The 22736-nt window shown below is 38.3% G+C and carries 20 protein-coding genes and 3 pseudogenes; 9 read left to right on the forward strand and 14 right to left on the reverse strand.

Annotation, left to right across the window (positions count from 1 at the left end):
* Nucleotides 1-12 precede the first annotated feature (12 nt).
* The 4 genes from dmpG to NSS70_RS01840 form a co-directional block, all read right to left on the reverse strand.
* Nucleotides 13-1059, reverse strand: coding sequence for a 4-hydroxy-2-oxovalerate aldolase (gene dmpG, locus NSS70_RS01825; RefSeq protein ID WP_063388383.1), 1047 nt, complete (start codon nucleotides 1057-1059; stop codon nucleotides 13-15).
* The gene (locus NSS70_RS01830) at nucleotides 1052-1936 is read right to left on the reverse strand and encodes an acetaldehyde dehydrogenase (acetylating) (RefSeq protein WP_339210850.1); all 885 of its coding nucleotides are present in this window, start codon (nucleotides 1934-1936) and stop codon (nucleotides 1052-1054) included. The genes dmpG and NSS70_RS01830 overlap by 8 nt, the downstream gene beginning before the upstream one ends.
* A gap of 20 nt (nucleotides 1937-1956) precedes the next feature.
* Nucleotides 1957-2742: a 2-keto-4-pentenoate hydratase gene (locus tag NSS70_RS01835; RefSeq protein WP_063388381.1), complete on the reverse strand. Its 786-nt coding sequence runs from the start codon at nucleotides 2740-2742 to the stop codon at nucleotides 1957-1959.
* An 85-nt stretch (nucleotides 2743-2827) separates the two neighbouring features.
* Nucleotides 2828-4288, reverse strand: coding sequence for an aldehyde dehydrogenase (locus NSS70_RS01840; RefSeq protein WP_063388380.1), 1461 nt, complete (start codon nucleotides 4286-4288; stop codon nucleotides 2828-2830).
* Nucleotides 4289-4499: 211 nt separating this feature from the next.
* Between NSS70_RS01840 and NSS70_RS01845 the strand changes: the two genes are divergently transcribed.
* Both NSS70_RS01845 and NSS70_RS01850 read left to right on the forward strand, forming a co-directional pair.
* Nucleotides 4500-5279, forward strand: coding sequence for an IclR family transcriptional regulator (locus NSS70_RS01845; RefSeq protein ID WP_311066782.1), 780 nt, complete (start codon nucleotides 4500-4502; stop codon nucleotides 5277-5279).
* Nucleotides 5280-5299: 20 nt separating this feature from the next.
* Nucleotides 5300-6238 (forward strand): amidohydrolase family protein, encoded by a 939-nt coding sequence (locus tag NSS70_RS01850; RefSeq protein WP_117017460.1) that lies wholly within the window; start codon nucleotides 5300-5302, stop codon nucleotides 6236-6238.
* A gap of 190 nt (nucleotides 6239-6428) precedes the next feature.
* Here the strand turns inward: NSS70_RS01850 and NSS70_RS01855 are convergent, their stop codons facing one another.
* Nucleotides 6429-7196 (reverse strand): inositol monophosphatase family protein, encoded by a 768-nt coding sequence (locus NSS70_RS01855; RefSeq protein WP_066247136.1) that lies wholly within the window; start codon nucleotides 7194-7196, stop codon nucleotides 6429-6431.
* 316 nt (nucleotides 7197-7512) lie between these two features.
* Here NSS70_RS01855 and NSS70_RS01860 point away from each other — a divergent pair, with 316 nt between their 5' ends.
* From NSS70_RS01860 to NSS70_RS01870, 3 genes are read left to right on the forward strand one after another with little or no spacing between them, the layout of a single operon-like run.
* Nucleotides 7513-8229, forward strand: coding sequence for a FadR/GntR family transcriptional regulator (locus NSS70_RS01860; protein WP_063388391.1), 717 nt, complete (start codon nucleotides 7513-7515; stop codon nucleotides 8227-8229).
* 19 nt (nucleotides 8230-8248) lie between these two features.
* Complete coding sequence (locus tag NSS70_RS01865; protein ID WP_066247132.1) at nucleotides 8249-9457, forward strand: CaiB/BaiF CoA transferase family protein; 1209 nt, start codon at nucleotides 8249-8251, stop codon at nucleotides 9455-9457.
* Complete coding sequence (locus tag NSS70_RS01870) at nucleotides 9458-10408, forward strand: hydroxymethylglutaryl-CoA lyase (RefSeq protein ID WP_340880847.1); 951 nt, start codon at nucleotides 9458-9460, stop codon at nucleotides 10406-10408.
* A 725-nt stretch (nucleotides 10409-11133) separates the two neighbouring features.
* Here NSS70_RS01870 and NSS70_RS01875 read toward each other — a convergent pair.
* The 7 genes and pseudogenes from NSS70_RS01875 to NSS70_RS20725 form a co-directional block, all read right to left on the reverse strand.
* Nucleotides 11134-12063 (reverse strand): response regulator, encoded by a 930-nt coding sequence (locus NSS70_RS01875; protein WP_339229996.1) that lies wholly within the window; start codon nucleotides 12061-12063, stop codon nucleotides 11134-11136.
* A gap of 33 nt (nucleotides 12064-12096) precedes the next feature.
* Complete coding sequence (locus NSS70_RS01880) at nucleotides 12097-13362, reverse strand: sensor histidine kinase (RefSeq protein WP_144596868.1); 1266 nt, start codon at nucleotides 13360-13362, stop codon at nucleotides 12097-12099.
* Nucleotides 13363-13423: 61 nt separating this feature from the next.
* Entirely contained in the window at nucleotides 13424-14074 is a 651-nt protein-coding gene (locus tag NSS70_RS01885; RefSeq protein ID WP_117017463.1) for an amino acid ABC transporter permease, read from the reverse strand.
* Nucleotides 14075-14196: 122 nt separating this feature from the next.
* Nucleotides 14197-14850, reverse strand: coding sequence for an amino acid ABC transporter permease (locus NSS70_RS01890; RefSeq protein ID WP_340732552.1), 654 nt, complete (start codon nucleotides 14848-14850; stop codon nucleotides 14197-14199).
* A 63-nt stretch (nucleotides 14851-14913) separates the two neighbouring features.
* Nucleotides 14914-15780, reverse strand: a complete 867-nt coding sequence (locus NSS70_RS01895; protein ID WP_066247116.1) for a glutamate ABC transporter substrate-binding protein — start codon at nucleotides 15778-15780, stop codon at nucleotides 14914-14916.
* A gap of 21 nt (nucleotides 15781-15801) precedes the next feature.
* Nucleotides 15802-16530, reverse strand: a complete 729-nt coding sequence (locus NSS70_RS01900; RefSeq protein WP_340880849.1) for an amino acid ABC transporter ATP-binding protein — start codon at nucleotides 16528-16530, stop codon at nucleotides 15802-15804.
* A gap of 350 nt (nucleotides 16531-16880) precedes the next feature.
* Nucleotides 16881-17127, reverse strand: a pseudogene (locus NSS70_RS20725) (IS256 family transposase); the annotation flags it as partial.
* 120 nt (nucleotides 17128-17247) lie between these two features.
* Between NSS70_RS20725 and NSS70_RS20730 the strand changes: the two are divergent.
* A pseudogene (locus NSS70_RS20730) lies at nucleotides 17248-17660 on the forward strand (transposase); the annotation flags it as partial.
* A 597-nt stretch (nucleotides 17661-18257) separates the two neighbouring features.
* Here NSS70_RS20730 and NSS70_RS01905 read toward each other — a convergent pair.
* Complete coding sequence (locus NSS70_RS01905) at nucleotides 18258-18437, reverse strand: SE1832 family protein (RefSeq protein WP_063388738.1); 180 nt, start codon at nucleotides 18435-18437, stop codon at nucleotides 18258-18260.
* 221 nt (nucleotides 18438-18658) lie between these two features.
* On the opposite strand from NSS70_RS01905, the gene NSS70_RS01910 reads away from it, so the two are divergent.
* From NSS70_RS01910 to NSS70_RS01920, 3 genes are all read left to right on the forward strand, one after another.
* The gene (locus tag NSS70_RS01910) at nucleotides 18659-18862 is read left to right on the forward strand and encodes a hypothetical protein (protein WP_063388739.1); all 204 of its coding nucleotides are present in this window, start codon (nucleotides 18659-18661) and stop codon (nucleotides 18860-18862) included.
* A gap of 93 nt (nucleotides 18863-18955) precedes the next feature.
* Nucleotides 18956-19816 (forward strand): fructosamine kinase family protein, encoded by an 861-nt coding sequence (locus NSS70_RS01915; RefSeq protein ID WP_144596863.1) that lies wholly within the window; start codon nucleotides 18956-18958, stop codon nucleotides 19814-19816.
* Between the two features lie 573 nt (nucleotides 19817-20389).
* On the forward strand, nucleotides 20390-20914 hold the full coding sequence (locus NSS70_RS01920; RefSeq protein WP_063388741.1) for a type 1 glutamine amidotransferase domain-containing protein: 525 nt from the start codon (nucleotides 20390-20392) through the stop codon (nucleotides 20912-20914).
* Nucleotides 20915-21034: 120 nt separating this feature from the next.
* On the opposite strand, the pseudogene NSS70_RS01925 reads toward NSS70_RS01920, so the two are convergent.
* A pseudogene (locus NSS70_RS01925) lies at nucleotides 21035-22518 on the reverse strand (peptide MFS transporter).
* Nucleotides 22519-22736: the final 218 nt, after the last annotated feature.

The raw sequence follows: 22736 nt of genomic DNA on the forward strand, positions 1-22736 counted from the left end.
GCTGCATCCTCCTTAAGTATGTGCCGTTTGTTTTTGTTTTGAAATTTCAGCAGCTACATCAATAATCATATCCTCTTGACCGCCAACAACCTTTCTTTTGCCAAGCTCAACTAATATGTCGCGCGAATCAATTCCGAATTTTTTGCTGGCAGCTTGTGCATGCAACAGGAAGCTTGAATATACTCCAGCATATCCGAGTATTAGTCCATCTTTTGTAATTTCTTGCGGCTTTTCCAAAATGGGGGCTACTATGTTTTCGGCTACGTCCATAATTTTGTATAAATCGATTCCGGTGTTGATTCCTAAACGGTTGAGCACCGCGATTAATACTTCCGTTTGAGTGTTGCCTGCACCGGCGCCTAAGCAGCGGATGCTTCCGTCAATCCGCGTCGCTCCTTCTTCAATGGCTGCTAATGTATTGGCCATTGCTAGGGAAAGATTGTTATGGCCATGGAATCCGATTTCAATTGACAAGCTGTTTTTTAAAGCTTGAATCCTTTCTTTTACTTCATGCGGCAGAAAAGCGCCAGCTGAATCGACAACGTATACAACATCAGCTCCATAGCTCTCCATAAGCTTTGCTTGCTCAACCAGTTTTTCTGTTGGAACCATATGGGCCATCATCAAAAAACCGACAGTTTCCAATCCTAATTCTTTTGCGAAAGCAATATGCTGTGCTGAAATATCCGCTTCTGTTACATGAGTGGCGATTCTCGCCATTTTTACCCCCAGCTGTGCAGCTTGTTTTAATTCTTTCATTGTCCCGATTCCCGGCAAAAGCAAAACAGCAATTTTGGCATTCGTGACAGTAGATACAGCGGCTTCGATCAATTCCATTTCATTTGTTAAAGAAAGTCCGTATTGCAGAGATGAGCCACCTAAACCGTCTCCGTGCGAAACTTCAATATAAGGTACATTGGCATCATCCAACCCTTTTGCGACGGCTACGACTTGATCCACAGTATATTGATGTCGAATCGCGTGGCTGCCGTCTCTTAAAGCGACTTCAGTAATCAGTATGTTACGTTCTCCCACGATATTCACTCCTTCCTTAAACATTCACTTTAGAAGTAATATTTTTCGCCCATTCCTCCGCCACTTTCACTGCTGCGGCTGTCATGATATCCAAATTGCCTGAATAAGTCGGCAAATAGTCTCCAGCGCCTTCCACTTCAATAAAAACTGTTATTTTATTTCCGTCAAAGAGAGGTTCTTGTCTTAAGCGATAGCCCGGTACATAAGATTGGACTACTTCCACCATATCTTTGACGGATTGAGTAATCTTTTTTTGATCGACAAAATCATTTTCTACAAGGCAATATATCGTATCTCTCATCATAATCGGCGGTTCAGCAGGGTTTAAAATAATGATAGCCTTCCCTTTTTTAGCGCCGCCGATTTCCTCGATTCCGCGCGCTGTCGTTTCGGTAAACTCGTCAATATTTGCTCTAGTTCCGGCACCGGCGCTTTTGCTTGAAATCGTTGCCACAATTTCTGCATATTTGACAGGCTGAACTTTGTTGATGGCATGAACGATCGGAATCGTCGCTTGGCCTCCGCATGTAATTAAATTAATGTTGTCGGCATCCAAATGTTTATCAATATTTACAGGAGGTATGACAGACGGACCGACGGCAGCAGGTGTTAAGTCAAGAACTTTTTTCCCTGCTTGCTTCAGCAATTTTGCATGGCGTATATGAGCTTTTGCGGAGGTGGCATCAAATAGAATATCCGCTAGATCGGGATTTTCTAAAAAACCTTTAATGCCGGTATCAATCGTGTAATATCCGAAATCTTTTGCTTTTTTTAATCCGTCCGATGAGGGGTCAATTCCGATGACCGTTGTAAGCTCCAACACATCTGATCGACGGATTTTGTACATTAAATCTGTTCCGATGTTGCCGGACCCTAAAATTCCAACCTTTACTTTATTCATAAAATTCTCCTTTCAATCTATTATTCTGTAAATGATACCGTTACATGCCCGAGATGAGCGAACCGCGCCGTAAAGACGTCTCCAGCTTGTGCATCAGCGGCTCTGGATAGAGCGCCTGATAAAATGATTTCTCCGGGACGTAATGAAATATCAAAATCAGCCAGCCTGTTGGCGAGCCATGCGACACAGTTTGCCGGATTGCCTAATGCTGCTGCGCCGACACCGGTATTGACTAGTTCCCCGTTTTTTGTCAAGCTCATTCCAATTAATTCGAGATCAACATTTTCTATTTTTTCCGGTTTTCCTCCCAATAAGAAATATCCGGATGAAGCGTTGTCGGCAATGGTGTCAGCCAGCTTGATTTTCCAATCTTTAATGCGGCTGTCGACAATTTCTAATGCCGGAACAATATAGTCAGTTGCTAAGATCACGTCTAAAGCGGTTACGTTTGGACCTTTAAGCTCCTTTTTTAAAATGAAGGCAATTTCAGCTTCTACTCGCGGCTGCAAAACTTTTTTCATGGAAATGCTTCCGCCGTTTTCAACGACCATGTAATCTAATAAATGTCCATAGTCCGGTTCATCGACTCCAAGCAGCTTTTGCATTGCTAAAGATGTTAAACCGATTTTTTTTCCGACAATTTTTTGACCTTGATCGACCTTTCTTTTTATATTTTCCAGTTGTATAAGATAAGCTTCTTCGGCAGTCAGATTCGGATCAACGGAAGTAAGAGGATCTGTCGCCCTGTTTAAAGCTTCAGCTTCCTGCAGTTGATTGGCAAAGTTGGCAATTTTCGTTGTTAACATTTTTTCCTTCCTTTCTCATTCAGACAGAATGATTTGGTAAGCAGGCTATTTTAACATACTCCTTATGTTTCAACGGCACCTGAAATTATAGCTTTATCGTTATGTTTGAAAGCTCTGTATAAAAATCTAAGCTGTGCATGCCGCCCGTTCTGCCAATTCCGCTGTGCTTCATTCCTCCAAACGGCGTTCGTAAATCACGCAGGAACCAGGTGTTGACCCAAATGATGCCTGCTTCAATTTGATGTGCCACCCTGTGTGCACGCCGTAAATTATTTGTCCAAATAGTTGCGCTTAATCCGTAATGTGTATCATTGGCTTGGGCTATAACTTCCTCCTCCATGTCAAACGGAGAGACAGTTACAACTGGGCCGAATATTTCTTCCCGTACGCAGCGGGAATTTCGATCCAAACCAGTTATGATTGTAGGTTCGAGATAATAACCCTTATCTAATCCGTCTGGACGCTTTCCGCCTGTTAAAATTTCTGCCCCATCTTGCTTGGCTATGTCGATGTAGCTGTTGACGCGTTCGTAATGTTCCTTGCTTACGAGTGCGCCGACATCTGTGCCATTTTCAAATGGATCGCCAATCTTTAATTCTTTTGTTTTCTTTACAAATTTTTCTAAAAACTCTTCATAAGCTGGGCGCTCTACATAAATTCTTGAACCGCAAAGACAAACTTCGCCTTGGTTAATAAAGCTTGATTTGATGGTAGTTTCAATGACTTCATCTAAATCTGAATCGGCAAAAATAATGTTTGGATTCTTGCCGCCCAATTCATATGAAAGTTTTTTCAAGGAATTAGATGCTGCTTTCATAATGGCTGCTCCTGTACCCGGTTCACCGATAAAGGAAATGGCGTCAATGTCAGGATGTTCGGCAATTGCTGCCCCAGCGGAGTTTGGACCGAAGCCATGAACAAGGTTGACAACTCCGTCCGGAACACCGGCCTCTTTGCAAATTTCCATTAATGCAGTAGCGGTTAAAGGAGTCCACTCTGCAGGTTTAATAACAGCTGTGTTGCCCATTCCTAAACATGGAGCCAGCTTCCAAGTCAATAATAAAAGAGGTAAATTCCAAGGCTTGATAATTCCCACTACTCCGACTGGGCGCCTGTGTGCATAATGAATGGCCTGATCATCTTGCTGATAAGCTTCATTCGTAATCGAAATGATGTAGTCAGCGAAGAAGTGGAAGTTATAGGCAGCACGGGGAATGTCAATTTTTTTTGCAAGAGATAGCGGTTTTCCTGTATCCAATGATTCCAATCGTGCCAGCTCATCCTGTCTTTCTTGGATTAAATCGCCAATGCGCCGCAAAATTTTTGAACGCTCCGTTAATGTTATGTTTTTCCAAGGGCCGTTCAAAGCCCTTTTGGCAGCGGAAACGGCATAGTCGACTTCTTTTTTTCCTCCTTCAGCGACTGTTCCGATTACTTCCTCAGTTGCAGGATTAATATTGTCAAAGGTCCTTTTGTTATCGGATTCAACAAATTGTCCGTTAATAAAATGCAAGCAGTTAATCGTTCCGTTTGAGTTGATTGGCATGATTCACCCTCCCGAATATCATCATAAATTTCAACTGTGACTTTAATGGTAGTTTCCCTATGTTGCACTTTCAACTTCTAAATTGCTATATATGCAACAAATATAAAAATTTTTAAAAATATCGAAATATTTAATTTTTTACTTTTCAGTTGTTCATATATTTGATATATTCTCGTATAAAGAAAATTGATGTAGAGGGGGAGGGTGTACATTGAATGGAAAAGACGAGAAAAATCAGCTTTCTTCCATCAAAAATGCGCTGAAAATATTGAAAAGCTTTACAATGGAAGAGCCAGAAAAAAAAATAAGCGATTTATCCAATTCTCTAGGATTAAATAAAAGCACAGTCAGCAGGACAATGAAGACGTTGGCAAGTGAAGGATTTGTTTATAAAGATTCAGAAACGAAGAAATACAGATTGGGATTATCCATTTTATCTTTAAGCGGCGTGCTATTCAGCAATATGGATATTTACAGAGAATCGCAGCCTGTACTAAATAAACTGGTCGAAGCAACCGGTGAAACTGCCCATATTTCTGTATTGGACAATTTAGAAGTTGTTTATTTGCAAAAAGTAGAGTGCAATCACCCCGTAAGATTTTTAACCCATATCGGGAGACGCAATCCGCCTTATTGCACGAGCTCTGGAAAAGTTTTAATTGCATTTTCGGAAAATGAAACGGTCGAAAAAATTATATCTAAAGGGTTAAAGCGTTTTGCTAAAAATACGATTACGGATCCTGAGAAGCTGAGAGATCATTTAAAAAAAGTAAGGGAGAATGGGTATGCCGTTAGCATTGAAGAATTGTCCGAGGGAGTTAATTCCATTGCCGCCCCGATTTATGATTATACCGGAAAGGTTATTGCAGCACTTTCTGTAGTCGGTCCAAAACAACGAATCAATTCTTACAAGCTTAAAGCGATGGCGAAACAAGTGATCGCAGCCAGCAAGGAAATTTCTGAAAGAATGGGGTATTTGAATTTTTCTTAATTTGGTGGGAGAGTGGAGAGATGTATGATTTTCATACACATTTCATCCCTGAAGGCGTGATGGAATGGGTAAAAGAACATAAAGAAACTATTCATGCTGAATGGGTGAAAAAAGAAAAGGATAAGGAAGAGTTTTTGATTGTTAATCAAAAATGGGGATTTGAATTAAAAAAATCTTTTTTAGATTTAACCCTTTTTTTAAACGAACAATTGAAAGCGGGAGTTCATCATTCCGTCATTTCACCGATACCGCAGCTTTTTATGTACGAGTTTCCGGAAGAAATCACTGCTGAACTATCCGGCGTGTATAATGATTCATTAGCGCGGCTTGTGCAATCGTTCCCGGAAAAATTGTCTGCGCTGGCAACGGTTCCGTTAAATAACCCGGATAAAGCTGCACAAATCTTGACAGATGCGATGGGAAAAGGGTTAAAAGGAGCCATTATCGGTCCTGGGGCAGCTAATCATATGCTGTCAGATGAATTTTTTATCCCATTTTTTGAAGAAGCCGATCGGTTGAAAGCGATTGTTTTCATTCATCCGTTATTGAGCGAAGATCCTCGCTTGAAAAGAAGAATGATGCCAAATTTAATCGGTGTTCCGTGGGAAACAACGATTTGTGCTACAGATCTTTTATTAAGCGGATTGATTGATCGATTTCCAAATGTGAAAATATTATTTGCCCATGGCGGAGGATTTTTGCCTTACCAAATCGGCAGAATAGAAAAAGGATACGAAGAATGGGAAGCGGTTTCAAAAAATTTAACATCCTCTCCGAAAGAATACTTAAAGCGTTTTTGGTATGACAATGTTTTGTGGGAGCAAGCAAGCATTGACTATTTAGTGCGAATAGTGGGAGAAGATCGAGTAGTGCCTGGCTCCGATTTTCCGTTCGACCTTTCTGTCTGGCCTCCAAATGAAAAGCATTGCAAAGGGGCAAGTTCATTAATAGATTTTTAAAAGCTTTTCGTCTTTTAAGCCAGCAGGCTGGACAATCAATCGCTAAATGATTTATCTTTTGAATCATCGTTCCGGTTTTTGTTAGCAAAACGTTATTTCACGAACGGGCCCAGCATCATGAAAACGGAAATGTCGTTGTATTATATGGCAGCAGAAAAGCATAAAAGCAGTCTAGACTTGCGGACTGCTTTTATGCCGTTGTGTGCTGAACAGGCAGTAAAGGTGCTATCTCGTCTATTATTTTTTGATCAGCAATGACAGTATAATTTCCGATCGTTTGTATAGCTCCGCCCGCTTCGCACACAAGCAGCTGTCCAGCAGCAATATCATAAAAATTAGGCTTATAGTAGACTGCGATATCAAGTTTGCCACAAGCAATGTAGGCTAAAGTGACAGCAGCTGTTCCGATCATTCTGACTCGGTAAACGTCGTTTACAATGTTTTCAAGCAATGAAATGCGCTCTTTATTCGTTTGTTTATTGGCGTCCTTTGCAAAATCGCCAATGGAAATAAAAGCTTCCGCCAGGCTGGCATTTCGAATGTTTATAGCATTTCCATTTAAATAGGCTCCTTCTCCCTTTGCTGCCCAATACGTTTCCCCAAAAGCAGGCAATGATATAGCAGAGACGACTGGATCATTTTGATAGGTTAGGGCGATGGAAACTCCGTAAAGCGGAACGCCGAAACTGTAGTTGATGGTCCCGTCAATAGGGTCAATCACCCATTCAAATTCATCCTTTCCCCCAATGCTGCCGGCTTCCTCACTGAATATGCGGTGATCAGGATATGTCTCCTGAATGCGATCAATGATCAGCTTTTCAGCTTTCAAATCCATTTCAGTCACAAAATCTTTTGCTGACTTTAATGTTTGCTGCCCAGCTTTTCCTGCATACGGCCGAATCAATTCACCGGCCTCTTTAGCTAACTTTATCGCAAAAGGCAAATATTGCTTATACATTGCGTTCCTCCTTCGGAAAAGTGAATCAATGATTGATTGCTATTAATTAATCATAATATATTTCAAGAAATTTAGGAATAGATGGAATGTTAACACACACTTGCTTTAGAAGTGTAATGAAAGGTTTCCACATGAGAAATGAAATGCCCTGGATAAGAAAAATCATCTTACATCTTGCATTGAACGCTTTTCTCTTCATATCTTCCGGTGTTTTACATGTTCGATGGTGCAGCGGCTTGACGATTTAATGACAGAATATTATAATTTTAATAAAATTGGACTGCCCAACAGTCCAAAAAATGAAAGGAACATGTTTATGAAATCCAATATATTTAATGAGCTCACCAATACGAGAGTTTACGAAAAAATTGTTGATCAAATTAAGCAGCTGATAGAAGAAGGAAAACTAAAACCAAATGACCGCCTGCCTCCGGAGCGTGAATTGGCGAAAATTCTCGGGTGCAGCAGGACTTCTTTGCGGGAAGCATGCAGAGTTTTAGAATCGGAAGGAATCATTATTTCAAAACCAGGCGGCGGACGGTTCGTTCAAAAAGTCGATCAAAGCTTGATTCTGAAATATCAGATCAACCCTATTGATGTACTCGAAAAAACAACAGTGATTCAATTTTTGGAGGCCCGGGAAGCATTGGAGCCAAAAATTGCTGAAATAGCATGCGAAAGGGCAACGAAAGAAGATATAGAAAAGATGGAAAAGGCATTGAAATTAATGGAAGAAAAGTTGAAAAATCCGGAAGAGGAAATAGATGCAGACAGCAACTTTCATTTATCTCTCGCCCAAGCGACACATAATTTTGTGTTCATCTCATTTATGGATACGAATTTGAATTTATACCGCCAAGTGCGAAAGCAAACGTTGCAGTCGCAAGCGCGTTATTCTGAATCTTTTTTTGAACATGAAGCGATTTTGGAAGCCGTGAAACAGAAAGATAAAGCAAAAGCATCGGAAGCGATGAAAGTCCATTTAAGCAATTTGCGAAGCAATGTATTAGGCATGCTGCCAGAGAAAAATTAATGTTTTGGAGGGGGATACGATGGAAAAAGGAAAATATGGTCCGTTAACAGGAGTAAATATTTTGGATATATCGACTATGATCGCTGCTCCTTTTGGGGCAACGCTGTTAGCTGACCTTGGCGCCGAAGTGACGAAAATTGAATTGCCCAATAAAGGTGATACTTTGCGGACTGTAGGCCCTTGGAAGGGGAATGAGCCGCTCAGATGGCCAGGGCTTGCCCGCAACAAAAAATCAGTTACTTTAGATATACGGAAAGAAGAAGGAAAAGAAATTTTAAAAAAACTTATAAAAAATACGGATATTTTAATTGAAAACTTTCGCCCCGGTACTCTTGAAAAGTGGGGGCTAGGGTATGAAGAATTGAAAAAAGCAAATCCTAAATTGATTATGGTTCGAATCTCCGGCTACGGTCAAACAGGACCGTATCGCGAAAAAGCCGGGTTCGGAACTCCGTGCACCGCTTTCAGCGGCCATACTTATATCCAAGGGTATCCGGACAGACCGCCTGTCAGCCCATCTTATTCATTGCTTGATTATATCACTGGTGTATATACTGCATTTGCTGCGGTCAGTGCATTATATTACCGTGATAAAACTGATGATCCAGAAGGGCAAGTAGTCGAAATGGGATTATATGAATCGATTTTCCGAATGCTCGAATTTTTAGTAGCTGAATATGACCAAAACGGTATAGTAAGAGAAAGAACACCCGGGTTGGCCGGACATTCAAGTCCAGCAGGAACATATGAAACGAAGGATGGAAAATATGTTGTTCTTGTTTGCAGTACTGATTCAACTTTTAATCGGCTTGCAGAAGCAATGGAACGAACAGATATGCTTGAGGATGAACGTTATTATACAAATTCACAACGTTTAAAACATGACGATGAAGTACAAAAGATTGTCTCTGACTGGATACGCCAGTTTACGCTGAAGGAGCTGCAGGAAAAATTGGATTTGTACGGTGTGCCTGTCAGTCCGATTTTAAGTATTAAAGATATTTTTGAAAATGAACATTATCAAGCTAGGAAAAACATAGTAGAAGTTGAGCATCCTCGGCTTGGAAAAGTAAAAGTGCCGGGCGTCGTTCCTAATTTTTCAAAAACTCCTGGAACCATTCGTTACCGCGCTCCTGAGCTTGGAGAGCATAATGAAGAAATATTAGGAGGAAAATTAGGGTTATCAAAACAGGAGCTTGCCGAGTTAAAAGAGAAAGGAGTCATTTAAATGAGTGATGTCATGTTTCCTGCAAGGGTCATCATTTGCGAAGTTGCGCCGCGCGACGGGTTTCAATCAGAGGATCAATGGATTCCGACTGAACAAAAAATAAAAATTATCCGTGCGCTTGCGAACACAGGAGTTCAATCGATAGAAGTGACATCGTTCGTTCATCCGAAAGCAATTCCGCAGTTGAAAGACGCCGAGGAAGTTGTGAAAGGGATAGAAGATTTAACGCATATTAAATTTCGGGCTTTAGTGCCAAATGTAAAAGGGGCCCAAAGAGCAATTGCGGCTGGAATAAAGAAATTGAAGCTTATGCTCTCGGCAACAGATTCGCATAGTTTATCAAATGCAAACTGCCTTGTGGAAGAAGCGCAAAGAGGATTTGAACCTATTGTCGATTTGGCGCAAAAACATAATGTTGAAGTAGGAGGATCAATTTCCGTTGCATTTGGATGTCCATACGAAGGAAAAGTGCCTTTAGAAAAAATAGTAACAATTGTAGATCGATATAAGAAAATGGGGATAACTGAAGTTTCGCTTGCTGACACGACAGGAATGGCTAATCCAAAACAAGTCTATCAATATCTTGGCGTATTAAAAAAGGAATTTCCTCACATGACTTTCTCCATGCACTTCCATAATACGCGCGGAATGGCGTTGGCGAATGTGGTTGCCGCTTTGCAGCAAGGTGTCATCCATTTTGACAGTTCTGTCGCAGGTCTCGGCGGATGCCCATATGCACCAGGAGCAACGGGTAACATTGCAACAGAGGATTTAGTTCATTCACTAGAAGAGATGGGGATTGAGACTGGAATTCATTTAGATCGCATAATTGACATTGCAAAAGATGTAAGAAACATGCTCGGTCATGATGGAGGAAGCTACATGCTTCAGGCAGGACCTTGTTCGAAATTGAGTCCAAAACCAACTGCTCAGGAAAAATTAGAAAAGTAAAATGATTGATATGGAAAACATATTTTTGGATCGATCTAATAAGATCGATCAATTTTTTGCCGTCAAAAAAGAGCCAGTTGAAATGCGTAAACCCAATCTGTTAGGCATTGAATAAAGAGTCGTAGCAGGGCAGAAAAGTGACAGGAGCTAAAGGCGGTTGTTGAAAACGAAAGAGCAAGAAACTCGAATGGTGAATTCGAAAACTCTGGCGATGGAAAGAGTAGGATAACTCATTTGCTGTATCAAGGAGAACGTGGAATTCTGGGCAAGATCCCTGCCGCAACGTTCCTTGACAACATGATCATTTGTCCGGGAAGACGACCGACAGGAAGACTTGCCGGATTTACCTGCCACGTCAAGCCATCAGATTCATGTTTCTATCAAAGAGGGAAATTTACAAAAAAATTTGGACTTAACCGATTGTTATATTATATGTTATCGAAGGCTTTCCACATAAAAATCCCTTTCATGAGCTTTCATTTTTCGGTCAACTATAAAGGGTATCATATCATTCGTGCGGTGGTTAAGTTTTTTATTGTGCAGTAGACATAGTATGATGATCATTGCTTTCTTACAACTTTATATTCGGCGGATCATTTCCCTTATAAAAGAAAGGATTAAGATATAACATGTGTCAACAGATTGCCGGGAATAGATTCCAATTCATCGGTGGAGGTGGACAAGAGATGCTGATGAAAAATAATTTTTACTATATATGTAAGAAACTAGTGAAAATTCATTTCTTCTTTTGTCTCTAAATAAAGTGCAGTTATAAATTTTTTTATGCTCAATCGGCATTTTGTTGTCTTTTCTCCATTTTTTAGTTCCTCCATTCGTTGGCGGATTTCTTCAAAATCAAATAAACGGGGGGCGTAATGTTCGAAATTAGGATTTGTATAATCAGTTAATCCAATTGAAGCTAAATTGGTGAATGTTTGTAAAACTATTCGGCGAATACGCTGTTCCATGGCACGCAATTCCTTTTGTAGAGATTCTTCATCAAAATGATTTCCAGATTGCAGCAAAATTTGTTTGTATAAGTCTTTCAATTGAGGAAGGTCGTGTATATTTTTTCCATTCTGTTCTCGAGCCTCTAGCCATTTTATCACTGCTAATATGTCAGAAGTTCCCGTCTCGCCAGCAATGCCTAAAGTGAGAAGGAGATGGCAAGCTTTTTCCTCAATCGAATGCTTTGCAGAATATGTAGAAGCTTTTAAAAATGGTTGCTGATCTTTATCATCCATTACTTCTAATAAATTGCGAATAGATATAAGTGAAGAAGATAAGGCAAGATGGTTGGCAACTCGTTTTAAAACGGAAACGACTTCGTATTTGTTAATAGGTTTTTGAATGTATGTGTCGACACCCTGCAAGTATGCTTCACCGACCATTTCTTTATTTTCAACCTGAGAAATCATAATAAAGGGACCGGTGAATCCTTCGCTTCTCAATTTTTTCATTGTTTGAATGCCGTCTAGTCGAGGCATCAATAGATCAATTAGAATAACATCCACATTTTTGAGTTGATCGATTGAAACATTAATCCCATCATCTGCTTGTCCGATAACTTTTCCAAGCCCGCTGTCTGTTATTATTTTTTCCAACATTCTTCTAACAACAGGATCGTCTTCAATTAGGAAGAAGCGAAGGTACATCATGTTCCCCCCCTTTCTTTATTATGAAAATACCTATGTAAGCGTTTTAAACAGCTGATCTTTTGGTATCGTTACTATAAATTGAGTAGGTGGTCCTTTTTCATTTGATAATTGTATTGAACCATTTAAATTTTGTACAATTTTTTGGGCGTGTGTCAAACCGATTCCTGTTGATGGATTCCCGTTTTTGTCAAATTTTGTTGTAAATCCGGGTTCAAAAATCCAGTCTTGATCTTCCTCGGATATACCAATACCGGAGTCGGTTACGAAAAATTTTATGCTGTGATTATCTTCCACTACACGCAGTTCAACCCAACCTGAATGATGTATTGCTTCGACTGCGTTTGAAACAAGGTTGTTTAATACAGATAGAAGAGCATATACATGGTTAGTACATGAGTCAATATCACATTTTTTTTGGAATTGAATTGACTTTTCTAAAGCTTCTGCATATTTTTGATTTGTTTTAATAACTAAATCGCAAATATCTGTAATGGAAATATGAAGGTTTAGTTGCTCTTGACTCATTAGTTTAGATAATCCTGCCAAAATCTTTTGTGAATCTTTTTTCACTTCATGAACATGTTCAGCAATATAAAGGGCTGTACTTGCCTCTTTATTTTCTAATTCCATTAAACGCATATATAGTTGATAGCTTTTTCTAGTAATATCTTCTAGATGGCTCATTGATTTCCGCAAAAAAAATGTTTCTTCATAAAGGCTTGTATTGATCATAACGAGACGTTCGAGTTCATGTTGTCGCGCTTCGCTTATGGCTTTTAATTGAGAAAGATTTAAAATATTGTAAAGCCCTACTGCGCAAAAACTTCTTAAAATCCCAAATAATAGTAGCATCCAAATAGTTTCTAACGTGAGGGTAAATTGTTCTTGTATTAGTATGCGAAAAGATAATTCCACCATATTAGATGAAAAATCAATGCATGCTCCAATGATTCCTACACGAATGGGAGTTTTTAAATATTTTTGAATTTTTGTAACATAAACGAGTAAAGTAAAATTAAAATAGTAAAAGGCAGCTGGTAAATGGATAAAGAAACTGTCGATCCAAAAGACTCGCCCTAATATAAGATCGATCATCATCCGAAACAGCAAAACAAAAATGCCAGTACTAAATCCAGTTACAAGGATAGGAGCAGATCGAAAAGATAGTAATCCAAAGAAGAAAATTGCACTTCCTAATGAAAATCGAAAAAAATTATCAAAAGGATTGATTTTCATTTCTCCCAGAAGTGCAGTAGTGAAAACAAGGACAACAAGTGTCCAAAGGCGGTTATTCATCGCATTCTCCCTCATAGACAATTATAATACCATTATGGCCAGAAACCTACGAAACGTCTATTTAGATATATTTGTTTTCCAACCGTCTTGAAACTAATGATAATAAATAATTTACAGTAAAATACATGAGAGCAACTAAAATAAAGATCGGAATGACATAGTTGATATTTTTGCCATTAATGATTTGTGCATGATTCATTAATTCTGGTAAAGAGATCACGACAGCAAAAGAAGTATCCTTTAGTAGTGAAATGAATTGACTGACAATTGGCGGAACCATCCGGCGTAAAGCTTGCGGCAGTATAATATACCATAAAGTTTGCAAATAATTTAATCCAGAAGAACGAGCAGCTTCTATTTGACCTTTTTCAATGGAATTTAATCCACTTCGAACAATTTCTGACAACATAGTAGATTCAAAAACTACTAATGCTAAAATGGCAGCGGCCATTTTATCTAATTTTAACCCTATTTCTGGAAGAGCAAAAAACGTAAAGAAAATAATTAATAATAACGGTAAGTTTCGAATCGTTTCCACCCAAACGGCCAGTAGGTGACTAATGACCGGAACTTTTGTGTAACGCAATACACCGATCATGATGCCGAATATAAAACTAAGGGTAATGGATATAAAAGCAACAAGTAGGGTGACAGAAAATCCTTTCAAGAGAAATATGATATGACTGGGTGAATAAGCACCAATAAAATCCATTTTGTTTTCCCCTCCCTCTATAATTTCTCCCAATTCTTTAACACCTATAGATTCTTAACCTCATGTTAGTGGATACAAATTGAATTTATTCAATATATTTACATGGTAGAGGGCTATCCTCTTTATCTATTTTTTGCTAGTCTGCGTTCAAGAAAACTGACACTTAAGCTTAAAGGAATAGTTAACAGCAAGTAAAACATAGCAACAAAAATATATACATCAAATGTTACCAATGTTTCAGAAGATATTAAATCACCGAAATACATGAGATCTAAGCCAGCAATTACACCGAGTACAGACGAGTTTTTTACAAGATTTAGAAATTGATTTCCTAATGGAGGGATAACAATTTTAATTGCTTGTGGCAAAATAATATACCACATCGTTTGTACGTATGTTAAACCGGAAGAACGGGCAGCTTCCATTTGACCTTTCGGTACTGCTTGAATACCTGCACGTATCGACTCGGCGATAAATGCGGCTGTATAAGTTGTAAGACCTAGTGTTCCTGCCAAAAAAGAATTAATGCGTAACCCCAAAGCGGAAGGAGCGAAAAAGAATACAAATACTATTAACATCAACGGGATGTTTCGGATAAATTCCACATACATCGTGCCAAGCCAATTGAGTGGTCGAAAGGGAGCTATACGGAAAATAGCGATAATTGTTCCTACAACTAAGCTTGCAATCATAGCAAATACACTAGCTTTTATTGTATTAAAAAAGCCTTCTATATACATATCCCAATGATCAATGAGTATGGAAAAATTCAACAAATATAATCACTCCTTTCAGGAAGAAACAGATGAGGGTGAAAAACCGCTCATCTGTTTATCAAATTATTTTTCATTTTTTGGTACGTCTCCGATCCATTTCTCATAAATTTTGTCATATTCGCCGTTTTCTTTAATTTCTTTTAAATATTCATTAATTGTATTTACAAATTCTGTATCACCTTTGCGGACAGCAATTCCATAAGGTTCTTCTGTAAATGTTTCATCAACGACTCGGAAATTAGGATCTTGCTTTGCCATTCCTAGTAATAAAGCATTATCTGTTGTCAAAGCATCTCCTTGACCAGCTTTTAAAGCAGTAAAGGCTTCAGCATAATTTTCAAATTCTAATACAGTTGCTTCTGGTGCTTTTTCACGAATATTTTGAGCGGAAGTAGATCCTTTTGCCGTTAAAACGGTTACACCTTTTTTGACGTCAGAAATACCGTTGATTTTGCTGTCTTTCTTCACAAGTAAAGATTGTCCGGCCATAAAATAAACATCTGAAAAATCTACTTCTTTTTTGCGCTCTTCCGATATAGTCATTGTGGCAATGATACAGTCGATATCGCCATTGTTTAAAAGAGGAATTCGGGTTTTAGAAGTTACTTCTTTCAGTTCGATTTTATTTTCATCTCCTAATATTTTTTTAGCTAAACCTTTAGCAATATCGATATCAAACCCTTCCACCTTTCCGGTTTTAGGATCTTTAAGTCCGAAAAGATTTAAATCATATTTTACGCCGACAATCAATTTGTCCCTTTCTTTTATTTTTTCTAACGTATTTTGATTGTCGGAAGAATTTTCTGTTTTTTCTTGTTCTGCAGTAGTATTAGTAGTAGTTTTTCCGCCGCAGGCTGACAAAATAGATATACATAAAATAGAAATTAAAGAAATGGAAAGTATTTTCTTACAGAATGATCGAAAGCTCATATATAACATCCCCCTTCATATTTAATGATTTAATATTCTGTTTAGGAAATTTTTTGCTCTTTCTTCTTTTGGATTGGAGAAAAATTCTTCAGGTGTTGAAACCTCCAATATTTTCCCTTGATCAATAAACACAATTCGGTCTGCAACTTCTCGGGCAAAACCCATTTCGTGTGTTACAACCACCATGGTCATCCCTTCTTTCGCCAGCTTTTTCATGACGTCTAACACTTCTCCGATTGTTTCTGGATCCAGTGCAGAAGTTGGTTCATCAAACAACATGATTTTTGGTTTCATTGCAAGACCACGGGCAATTGCAACACGCTGTTGTTGTCCTCCGGATAGAGAGGATGGATAGGAATTTGCCTTATCAGGTATTCCTACTTTTTCTAAATAGTACATTGCAGTTCTTTCAGCCTCTTCTTTTGCAACTCCTAACACTTTTATAGGAGCCAGCGTAATGTTTTGTAGGACGGTTTTGTGAGGATAAAGATGAAAATGTTGAAATACCATCCCGATGTTGCGGCGTAATTTATTTATATCTGTTTTTTTGTCATGAACTTTTACATTATCTACTATTAATTCTCCACTAGAAATTGTTTCAAGCCTGTTAATACAACGAACGAGTGTACTTTTCCCGGATCCTGAAGGACCGATAATGACGACAACTTCCCCTTGTTTAATATGCAGATTGATATTTTGCAGAACATGGAATTTTCCGTAATGTTTATTTACTTCATGGAAAATGATCATTAATCAACCCCCTCCTTTCTATATGTAAATAATTTTTAAAATATTTAACAAATTCTAAATTAATATTAAATTAAATCTACGAAAATCTACAAAAAATTACAAAAACCAAATAAAAAACCTTGTCATATTTTTTTACAAAAGTAGAGAATGGTATAAATGGGTATACTGTTAAAAAATTTTATGTAATGCGGGGCAGATACAATATTTCTGAATGAATTTGGAATTGATAGGGAACCGATTTCCTTTGCAGGAGACTGTCTAGGGAGTCAAATTCTAAAAATATTAACGTTTTTAAACCATAAAAAAGAGGCATCAATAAGCAGTAAACGCAATTAATCTGCCATATATGATTAATTGTTACGTTCTTCGAATTTTCGCTGGAGGGCTTCCTGCGCTTCTGCAAATCTTCGCAACTTTTCGTTCTGCCTATTTCTCGCTAAAAGTTTGAAAGGTCAAATATACTGCTTTTTCAGCGGATTCTTAACTGCTTAAACTGTTCATCGGCTTTAGACGTTTCCGAATCTCCTTGATCGCTCATTGGATGGTATTTATCGTGTACATCACACTTCGATTACTGCTTAGGTTCATGAAGGCGAGACTCAAGATCGGGCTTCTCTTTTAAAATTTACTCAATTATTCCGATGCAAACTGCCGAAACGACTTCCATGCGTTTTCTTTACCCGGAGATCGATTAGACTGATGCCCTTTTGGTGCTAAGATCGAAACTCGGAATTTCAAACGCGAATTTCCCTTTTATAAACATTATACGGGCTCGCTTTAGGAAGCGATCATCAAGACACGGGAAATTAGCATGTGGATGGAAAGTCCCTATTCTCCTGACGATCAGTTGTATGACCAGAAAGAGAAGACATCAAAAATGGCGCAACTGTCCACTATCCAAGCGTTATGCTGTTTTATATTTGGACTACGACGGTTGAAAAAAAGTCATTTATGTAGTGTTAGGAGTAAACGAAAAAGGATATCGCAAAATTTTGGATTTTTTCGTAGGTGGACAAAATTCTGTAAAACCTTTACACAAGAGGTGTCAAGAAGTGCTTTAAGCGTATTCGATGATTGCCAGGACTGGAGGAGCGCTTTATCCGAAAGGCGACGTACAGCGTTGTGTCGTTACGTTGTCTGTCATACTCTTAGCCGTGTAAATTAGAAATAAAAAAGGATCTGGAAATGAAAGTATATGGATTTCTTAGAAAAAATGAAAGCATTTACGAAATCCTAAAAAATGATCGCAACAAACATAAATGCTTTATCAATAATATGAAACCGATCGGCTTTTAGGGCCACTTCTTCCCGTATAGATTTGGACGGCGCTTTTTAAGCAAATCGACTTGTGCTTTCTTCTTCTAAACTTTTAAATTGCATGTGTTTTCATACTTCCCGCCGATCGTAAAAACGCATCAAAAAGCCTCTACATTTTGACATTTCTTAAATTTTGCGTATGCCGCTTAATTCCAAAATGTTCATGAAGTTGCCGATAAGGGAGCCTCCTTTCATTTCAAACGAACGATTCACGCTTCAGATCTTCTGAATATGAGTTACATGTTTGATTTTTCACCATAAAAAATCCCCTCTCCGGCAGACTCCTAAGAACACTTTTTTTACTTTCCACCTGGAGGGGATAAAACCACACAGAACCTTCTTTTTTCCCATCCAATGGATCAATGAAAATGATTATGAAAGGAAACGGACAGCGGAATTTGATCTTGGTGTTAACGCTGCTTGTTCAGCGCCGTTCTAAGATTGGCCAACTCGTTTTCAATTTCCGTAAGCTGCTGTTCCGCTTTTTCTATATTTCCTCCGACTGATTCAAGCTTTTCGATGTCCCCTTGAATGCGGATATAGTCAGATTTTAATTCGGCGATTCTTTGTTCAATTTCTTGTTTTGTCATCAATATTCACTCCAATGTATCTGATTTCCTTTTTACCATTTTATCATGAATGTCGGAATGACGCCTTACACGATATGAGTGATTCCAACTAAAAATGTATGAGAAGTAACTATTATTTATGAAAGAGTCGAAAATATAATTATTTTTTCCGAAATAAAATAAGGAGAATTTTTGCGCCGTCTCTTTTAAGGGGTTTTTGGAAAAGGAGTAGGAAAAGGAGAATGAAAAATGTTTTGGTGCTGATGGAAAAAAATTTTGACCGAATCTACAAAAACTTTAACGATTTGTGCACAATGTTTGAAGAAAATCATCATTTAGACTACCAATCTTTTGAAACATATCAACAATTACGGAGAAAATTAATAGAAGATGTAAAAGCTCTTGAATATTTTATTGTTGGAACAATGAAATCTAAAGAAAAATAACTTTTCAATTAATAAAGGCTGCTTTGTTGATTTCGTTGCAAAAGATATATGATTTATGAAAAGATAAGTAAAAAAAGAAAAAGAGGAGGCAGGATGAAAAAAATTATAGCGGAAGCATTAAGGACTGCTGGAGATTTTGGAGTAATCGAAAACATTCGGAAAGTAAGCGGAGGTGATATTAACGAAAGCTATTTTGTACAGACAGAAAACCAAACGTATTTTTTAAAGTACAATTTAGAAGCTCCCGAAGATTTTTTCCGTCTGGAAGCGGAAGGGCTTCAACTGATTAGGGATACTAACACCGTGCGCGTACCGAAGGTGTTTGCTTACTCCGAGAATTCCAACGAGGGATTTTTGATCATGGAATGGGTGAACGGTAAAAAAGATGATAATACAGAAAAGCTGTTAGGCCAAAAGCTGGCAGCTTTACACAAAAGCCATTTTGTATATCACGGATATTCGAAAAATACATATATTGGAACGCTGCCTCAAAGAAACCGCCTTATGTCATCTTGGCTTGAATACTATCGGGACTACCGTTTAAGCGGACAAATGGAAATAGGAATCAAGAAAAATTATATACGTGGTGAACGTGGAAAAAGATTGGAAACTCTCCTTAATCGCTTGCATGAATGGATTCCAGCAAACGTGGAGGCTTCTCTTTTACACGGCGATTTATGGGGAGGGAATTGGATAGTTGGACCGAATGGGGAACCATTTTTAATTGATCCGTCCGTAATGTATGGAGATCGCCATTTTGAAATTGCCTTTACCGAATTATTTGGCGGCTTTTCCCAAGATTTTTACCGCTCATATGAAGAATATTACCCTCTTTCCGAAAGATATGAGGAAATCAAGCCTTTGTACCAGCTTTATTATTTGCTTGTCCATCTGAATTTGTTTGGGGAATCATATGGTGGAGCAGTAGACCGCATATTAAAAATGTATGTTTAAAAAAGATGAGGACTGAGAACCGTTAGTTTTTTCGGTTTAGACAACTGTTTCCCTTCGTTTTAAGAGCTTGCAGCTCCCTAATTGTGCAAACGATCAAATGTTTTCTTCCAGAAAGAAAAGGATAGTTGTCGTCCCTCCCCGAAATTCTTATTTAAAAGCCCGCTCTTCTCAAATAAATTTATAAACGAACGTTTTCATTTTCTAATTCAACTGTAATGTCAAAGCTTCGCTGCCCGGCGCATTCGGTTTATTAGCTGAAAGAGGTTGGAATACTGAACTCAGCATCAAAATGCAAGGACTTGAAGCTGACAGCATTTCTATATTGAAGACAAATGGAACAGGCTTAATAGCTTGCTTGGTCCATTTTGTCTCGGTTGATTCGATTTATCTGAAAAATTCCGCCTCTAAACGCCGATGAAGGCAGCCGCATTGCGAGACTGCTGATTTTGGCAATCATATTTGTTGTTAAACAAACGTTTGATTAGTAATATAGGTAATTGATAATAATATATGAAGCAAATAAATGTTTCCACAAAATTTTTTATGATAATCTAAAATAAAGGAGTTGATCACATGGCAAAAGTAGCTACTCTTATTACAGACTTGTTCGAAGACAGTGAGTTCACAAGTCCTGCAGAAGCATTTCAATCAGCAGGTCATGAAGTGGTCACAATTGAAAAAGAAGCTGGCAAAAAAGTTAAAGGAAAAAAAGGTGAAGCGGAAGTTAGAATTGACTACTCGATTGATGATGTAAAACCGGACGATTTTGATGCACTTCTTTTGCCGGGAGGTTTCTCGCCGGACATTTTGCGTGCGGATGACCGTTTTGTTTCTTTTGTAAAAGCTATGATGGATGCGAAAAAACCGGTATTTGCTATTTGTCATGGACCTCAGCTGCTAATTTCGGCAAAAGCATTGGAAGGTCGGGATGCAACTGGCTATAAATCAATTCGCGTAGATATGGAGTATGCAGGCGCCAACTATCATGACGAAGAAGTTGTCGTGTGCCAAAACCAATTGGTTACAAGCCGCACACCTGCTGACTTAGAAGCATTTAATAGAGAATCATTGAAGCTTTTGGATAAAGTATCAAAGTAAGCGGAGAGAAATTCAAACTTTTTTGCTGAGTGATTTTGGCAAAAACAAACTTCATATATGGCAAAAAACCTGCCTGTTTATGTTTGAACAGGCAGGTTTTTATCATGCAGCAAGACTTTATTATAGAACATCTTTCATCAAACGTTTAATCATAGGTGCCATGAAGAATAAAATAAGGCCAAGAATAATTGAAATCATGCCGATAATGCCAAAATAAACAATTTCTGTTTCAACTGTGTAGTATTTTACAAGCTGGGCATTAATGGCTTGAGCGGCTGCACTAGTTAAAAACCATAGGCTCATTGTTTGCGCTGAAAAAGCCGCTGGAGCAAGCTTTGTAGTTGCTGAAAGTCCTACTGGGGACAAGCACAGCTCTCCGATTACAACAAGGAAGAAGCTTAGTACGAGCCATAAAGGGCTAACTAATGACTCAGTACCGTTTACATAAGCAGGAATGATCATAACTAGAAATGATAGACCGCCAAAAATAAGTCCGAATGCAAACTTGCTCGGTGTTGATGGCTGACGCTTTCCAAGCTTCACCCAAAACCATGCAAAAACCGGCGCCAAAAAGATGATAAATAAAGGGTTCAATGATTGAAACCATGATGATTGCAGTTCAAGTCCTGCATAGGATAATTGGGTGCGCTTATCTGCATAAGTGGCTAAAATAATAGCCCCTTGTTCTTGAATAGCCCAAAAAACTACTGCGGCAATAAAGAGCGGAATGTAAGCAATTACACGCGAACGCTCCACTTCTGTTGTTTTAGGACTCCGGTACATAAATATAAAATAACATGCAGGTATTACAATTCCGAGGATGCTGACAATCATAGTAAAGCTATTTATAGTCAAAAGTCCTGCAGGGATGGTGACAGCTAAAAAGGCGATAATTACTAAAGCGCCGATGCCGAAAATAGTGAATACTTTTTTTCGTTCTTCCGGTTGTAATGGGTTAGGCACCTGTGTTCCGGCGAGACCAAGGTTTTTCTTTTTTGTTAGGACAAATGTCAAAAGCCCAAAAAACATACCAATAGCAGCAAGAGCAAAGCCAAGATGGAAATTATATCCTTGTCCTAAAGTTCCAACAATAATGGGAGCTAAAAATCCACCTAAATTAATACCCATATAAAAAATACTAAACCCTGAATCGCGGCGGGCATCGTTATCTGCATAAAGATCGCCGACCTTGATACATTCGGCTTTAAAAGTCCAGTACCAAGAACAATCAGCGTCATGGAAATGAATAAAGCTTCAATATTTCCAGGGAAGGATAAGACGATATGGCCGAGCATGATTAAAATTCCGCCGTAAAAAACAGTTTTGCTTGTCCCTAACAGGCGGTCTGCAATCCATCCTCCAATCGTTCCCGACATATACACGAGAGAACCGTAGATCGCCATAATCGATGCAGCGGTAGCTTCATCTATTCCCAAACCGCCTTTAGAAACTTCATAATACATATAATAAAGAAGTATTGCTCTCATTCCGTAATAGGAAAAACGTTCCCAAAACTCCGTAAAAAACAGCGTAAATAATCCTTTTGGATGTCCAAAAAAACCTTTTTGCGGAAGGCTTTGGACAATCTGCTCTTTTGTTATCATAAAAATAAACCTCCATTATTTTTATATAATTTTTAAGATGTTTTGAATTGTCCGAAAATAAAAAATAACCGTCCTACCGCTCTTTAAATAATATTTTAATATAATTAAAACGTCAACTGTTAAATGCATAAAATTATATACATATAATATTTGAAACAGTTGTAAGTTAGGGAATTTTTAAAAAAAGGGGAGGATACAATATGAAATGGGGGATTGGA

The organism is Aeribacillus sp. FSL K6-2848 (assembly GCF_038004325.1).
Lineage (GTDB): Bacteria > Bacillota > Bacilli > Bacillales > Aeribacillaceae > Aeribacillus > Aeribacillus composti.

Coding starts and splice junctions, on each gene's coding strand:
- NSS70_RS01895 (WP_066247116.1), bottom strand. CDS start 15,780: ATGAGCTTTCGATCATTCTGTAAGAAAATACTTTCCATTTCTTTAATT.
- NSS70_RS01915 (WP_144596863.1), top strand. CDS start 18,956: ATGAAAAAAATTATAGCGGAAGCATTAAGGACTGCTGGAGATTTTGGA.
- NSS70_RS01840 (WP_063388380.1), bottom strand. CDS start 4,288: ATGCCAATCAACTCAAACGGAACGATTAACTGCTTGCATTTTATTAAC.
- NSS70_RS01910 (WP_063388739.1), top strand. CDS start 18,659: ATGAAAAATGTTTTGGTGCTGATGGAAAAAAATTTTGACCGAATCTAC.
- NSS70_RS01860 (WP_063388391.1), top strand. CDS start 7,513: ATGAAATCCAATATATTTAATGAGCTCACCAATACGAGAGTTTACGAA.
- NSS70_RS01855 (WP_066247136.1), bottom strand. CDS start 7,196: ATGTATAAGCAATATTTGCCTTTTGCGATAAAGTTAGCTAAAGAGGCC.
- NSS70_RS01900 (WP_340880849.1), bottom strand. CDS start 16,530: ATGATCATTTTCCATGAAGTAAATAAACATTACGGAAAATTCCATGTT.
- NSS70_RS01905 (WP_063388738.1), bottom strand. CDS start 18,437: ATGACAAAACAAGAAATTGAACAAAGAATCGCCGAATTAAAATCTGAC.
- NSS70_RS01875 (WP_339229996.1), bottom strand. CDS start 12,063: ATGTACCTTCGCTTCTTCCTAATTGAAGACGATCCTGTTGTTAGAAGA.
- NSS70_RS01920 (WP_063388741.1), top strand. CDS start 20,390: ATGGCAAAAGTAGCTACTCTTATTACAGACTTGTTCGAAGACAGTGAG.
- NSS70_RS01880 (WP_144596868.1), bottom strand. CDS start 13,362: ATGAATAACCGCCTTTGGACACTTGTTGTCCTTGTTTTCACTACTGCA.
- dmpG (WP_063388383.1), bottom strand. CDS start 1,059: ATGTTTAAGGAAGGAGTGAATATCGTGGGAGAACGTAACATACTGATT.
- NSS70_RS01830 (WP_339210850.1), bottom strand. CDS start 1,936: ATGAATAAAGTAAAGGTTGGAATTTTAGGGTCCGGCAACATCGGAACA.
- NSS70_RS01870 (WP_340880847.1), top strand. CDS start 9,458: ATGAGTGATGTCATGTTTCCTGCAAGGGTCATCATTTGCGAAGTTGCG.
- NSS70_RS01835 (WP_063388381.1), bottom strand. CDS start 2,742: ATGTTAACAACGAAAATTGCCAACTTTGCCAATCAACTGCAGGAAGCT.
- NSS70_RS01865 (WP_066247132.1), top strand. CDS start 8,249: ATGGAAAAAGGAAAATATGGTCCGTTAACAGGAGTAAATATTTTGGAT.
- NSS70_RS01885 (WP_117017463.1), bottom strand. CDS start 14,074: ATGGATTTTATTGGTGCTTATTCACCCAGTCATATCATATTTCTCTTG.
- NSS70_RS01850 (WP_117017460.1), top strand. CDS start 5,300: ATGTATGATTTTCATACACATTTCATCCCTGAAGGCGTGATGGAATGG.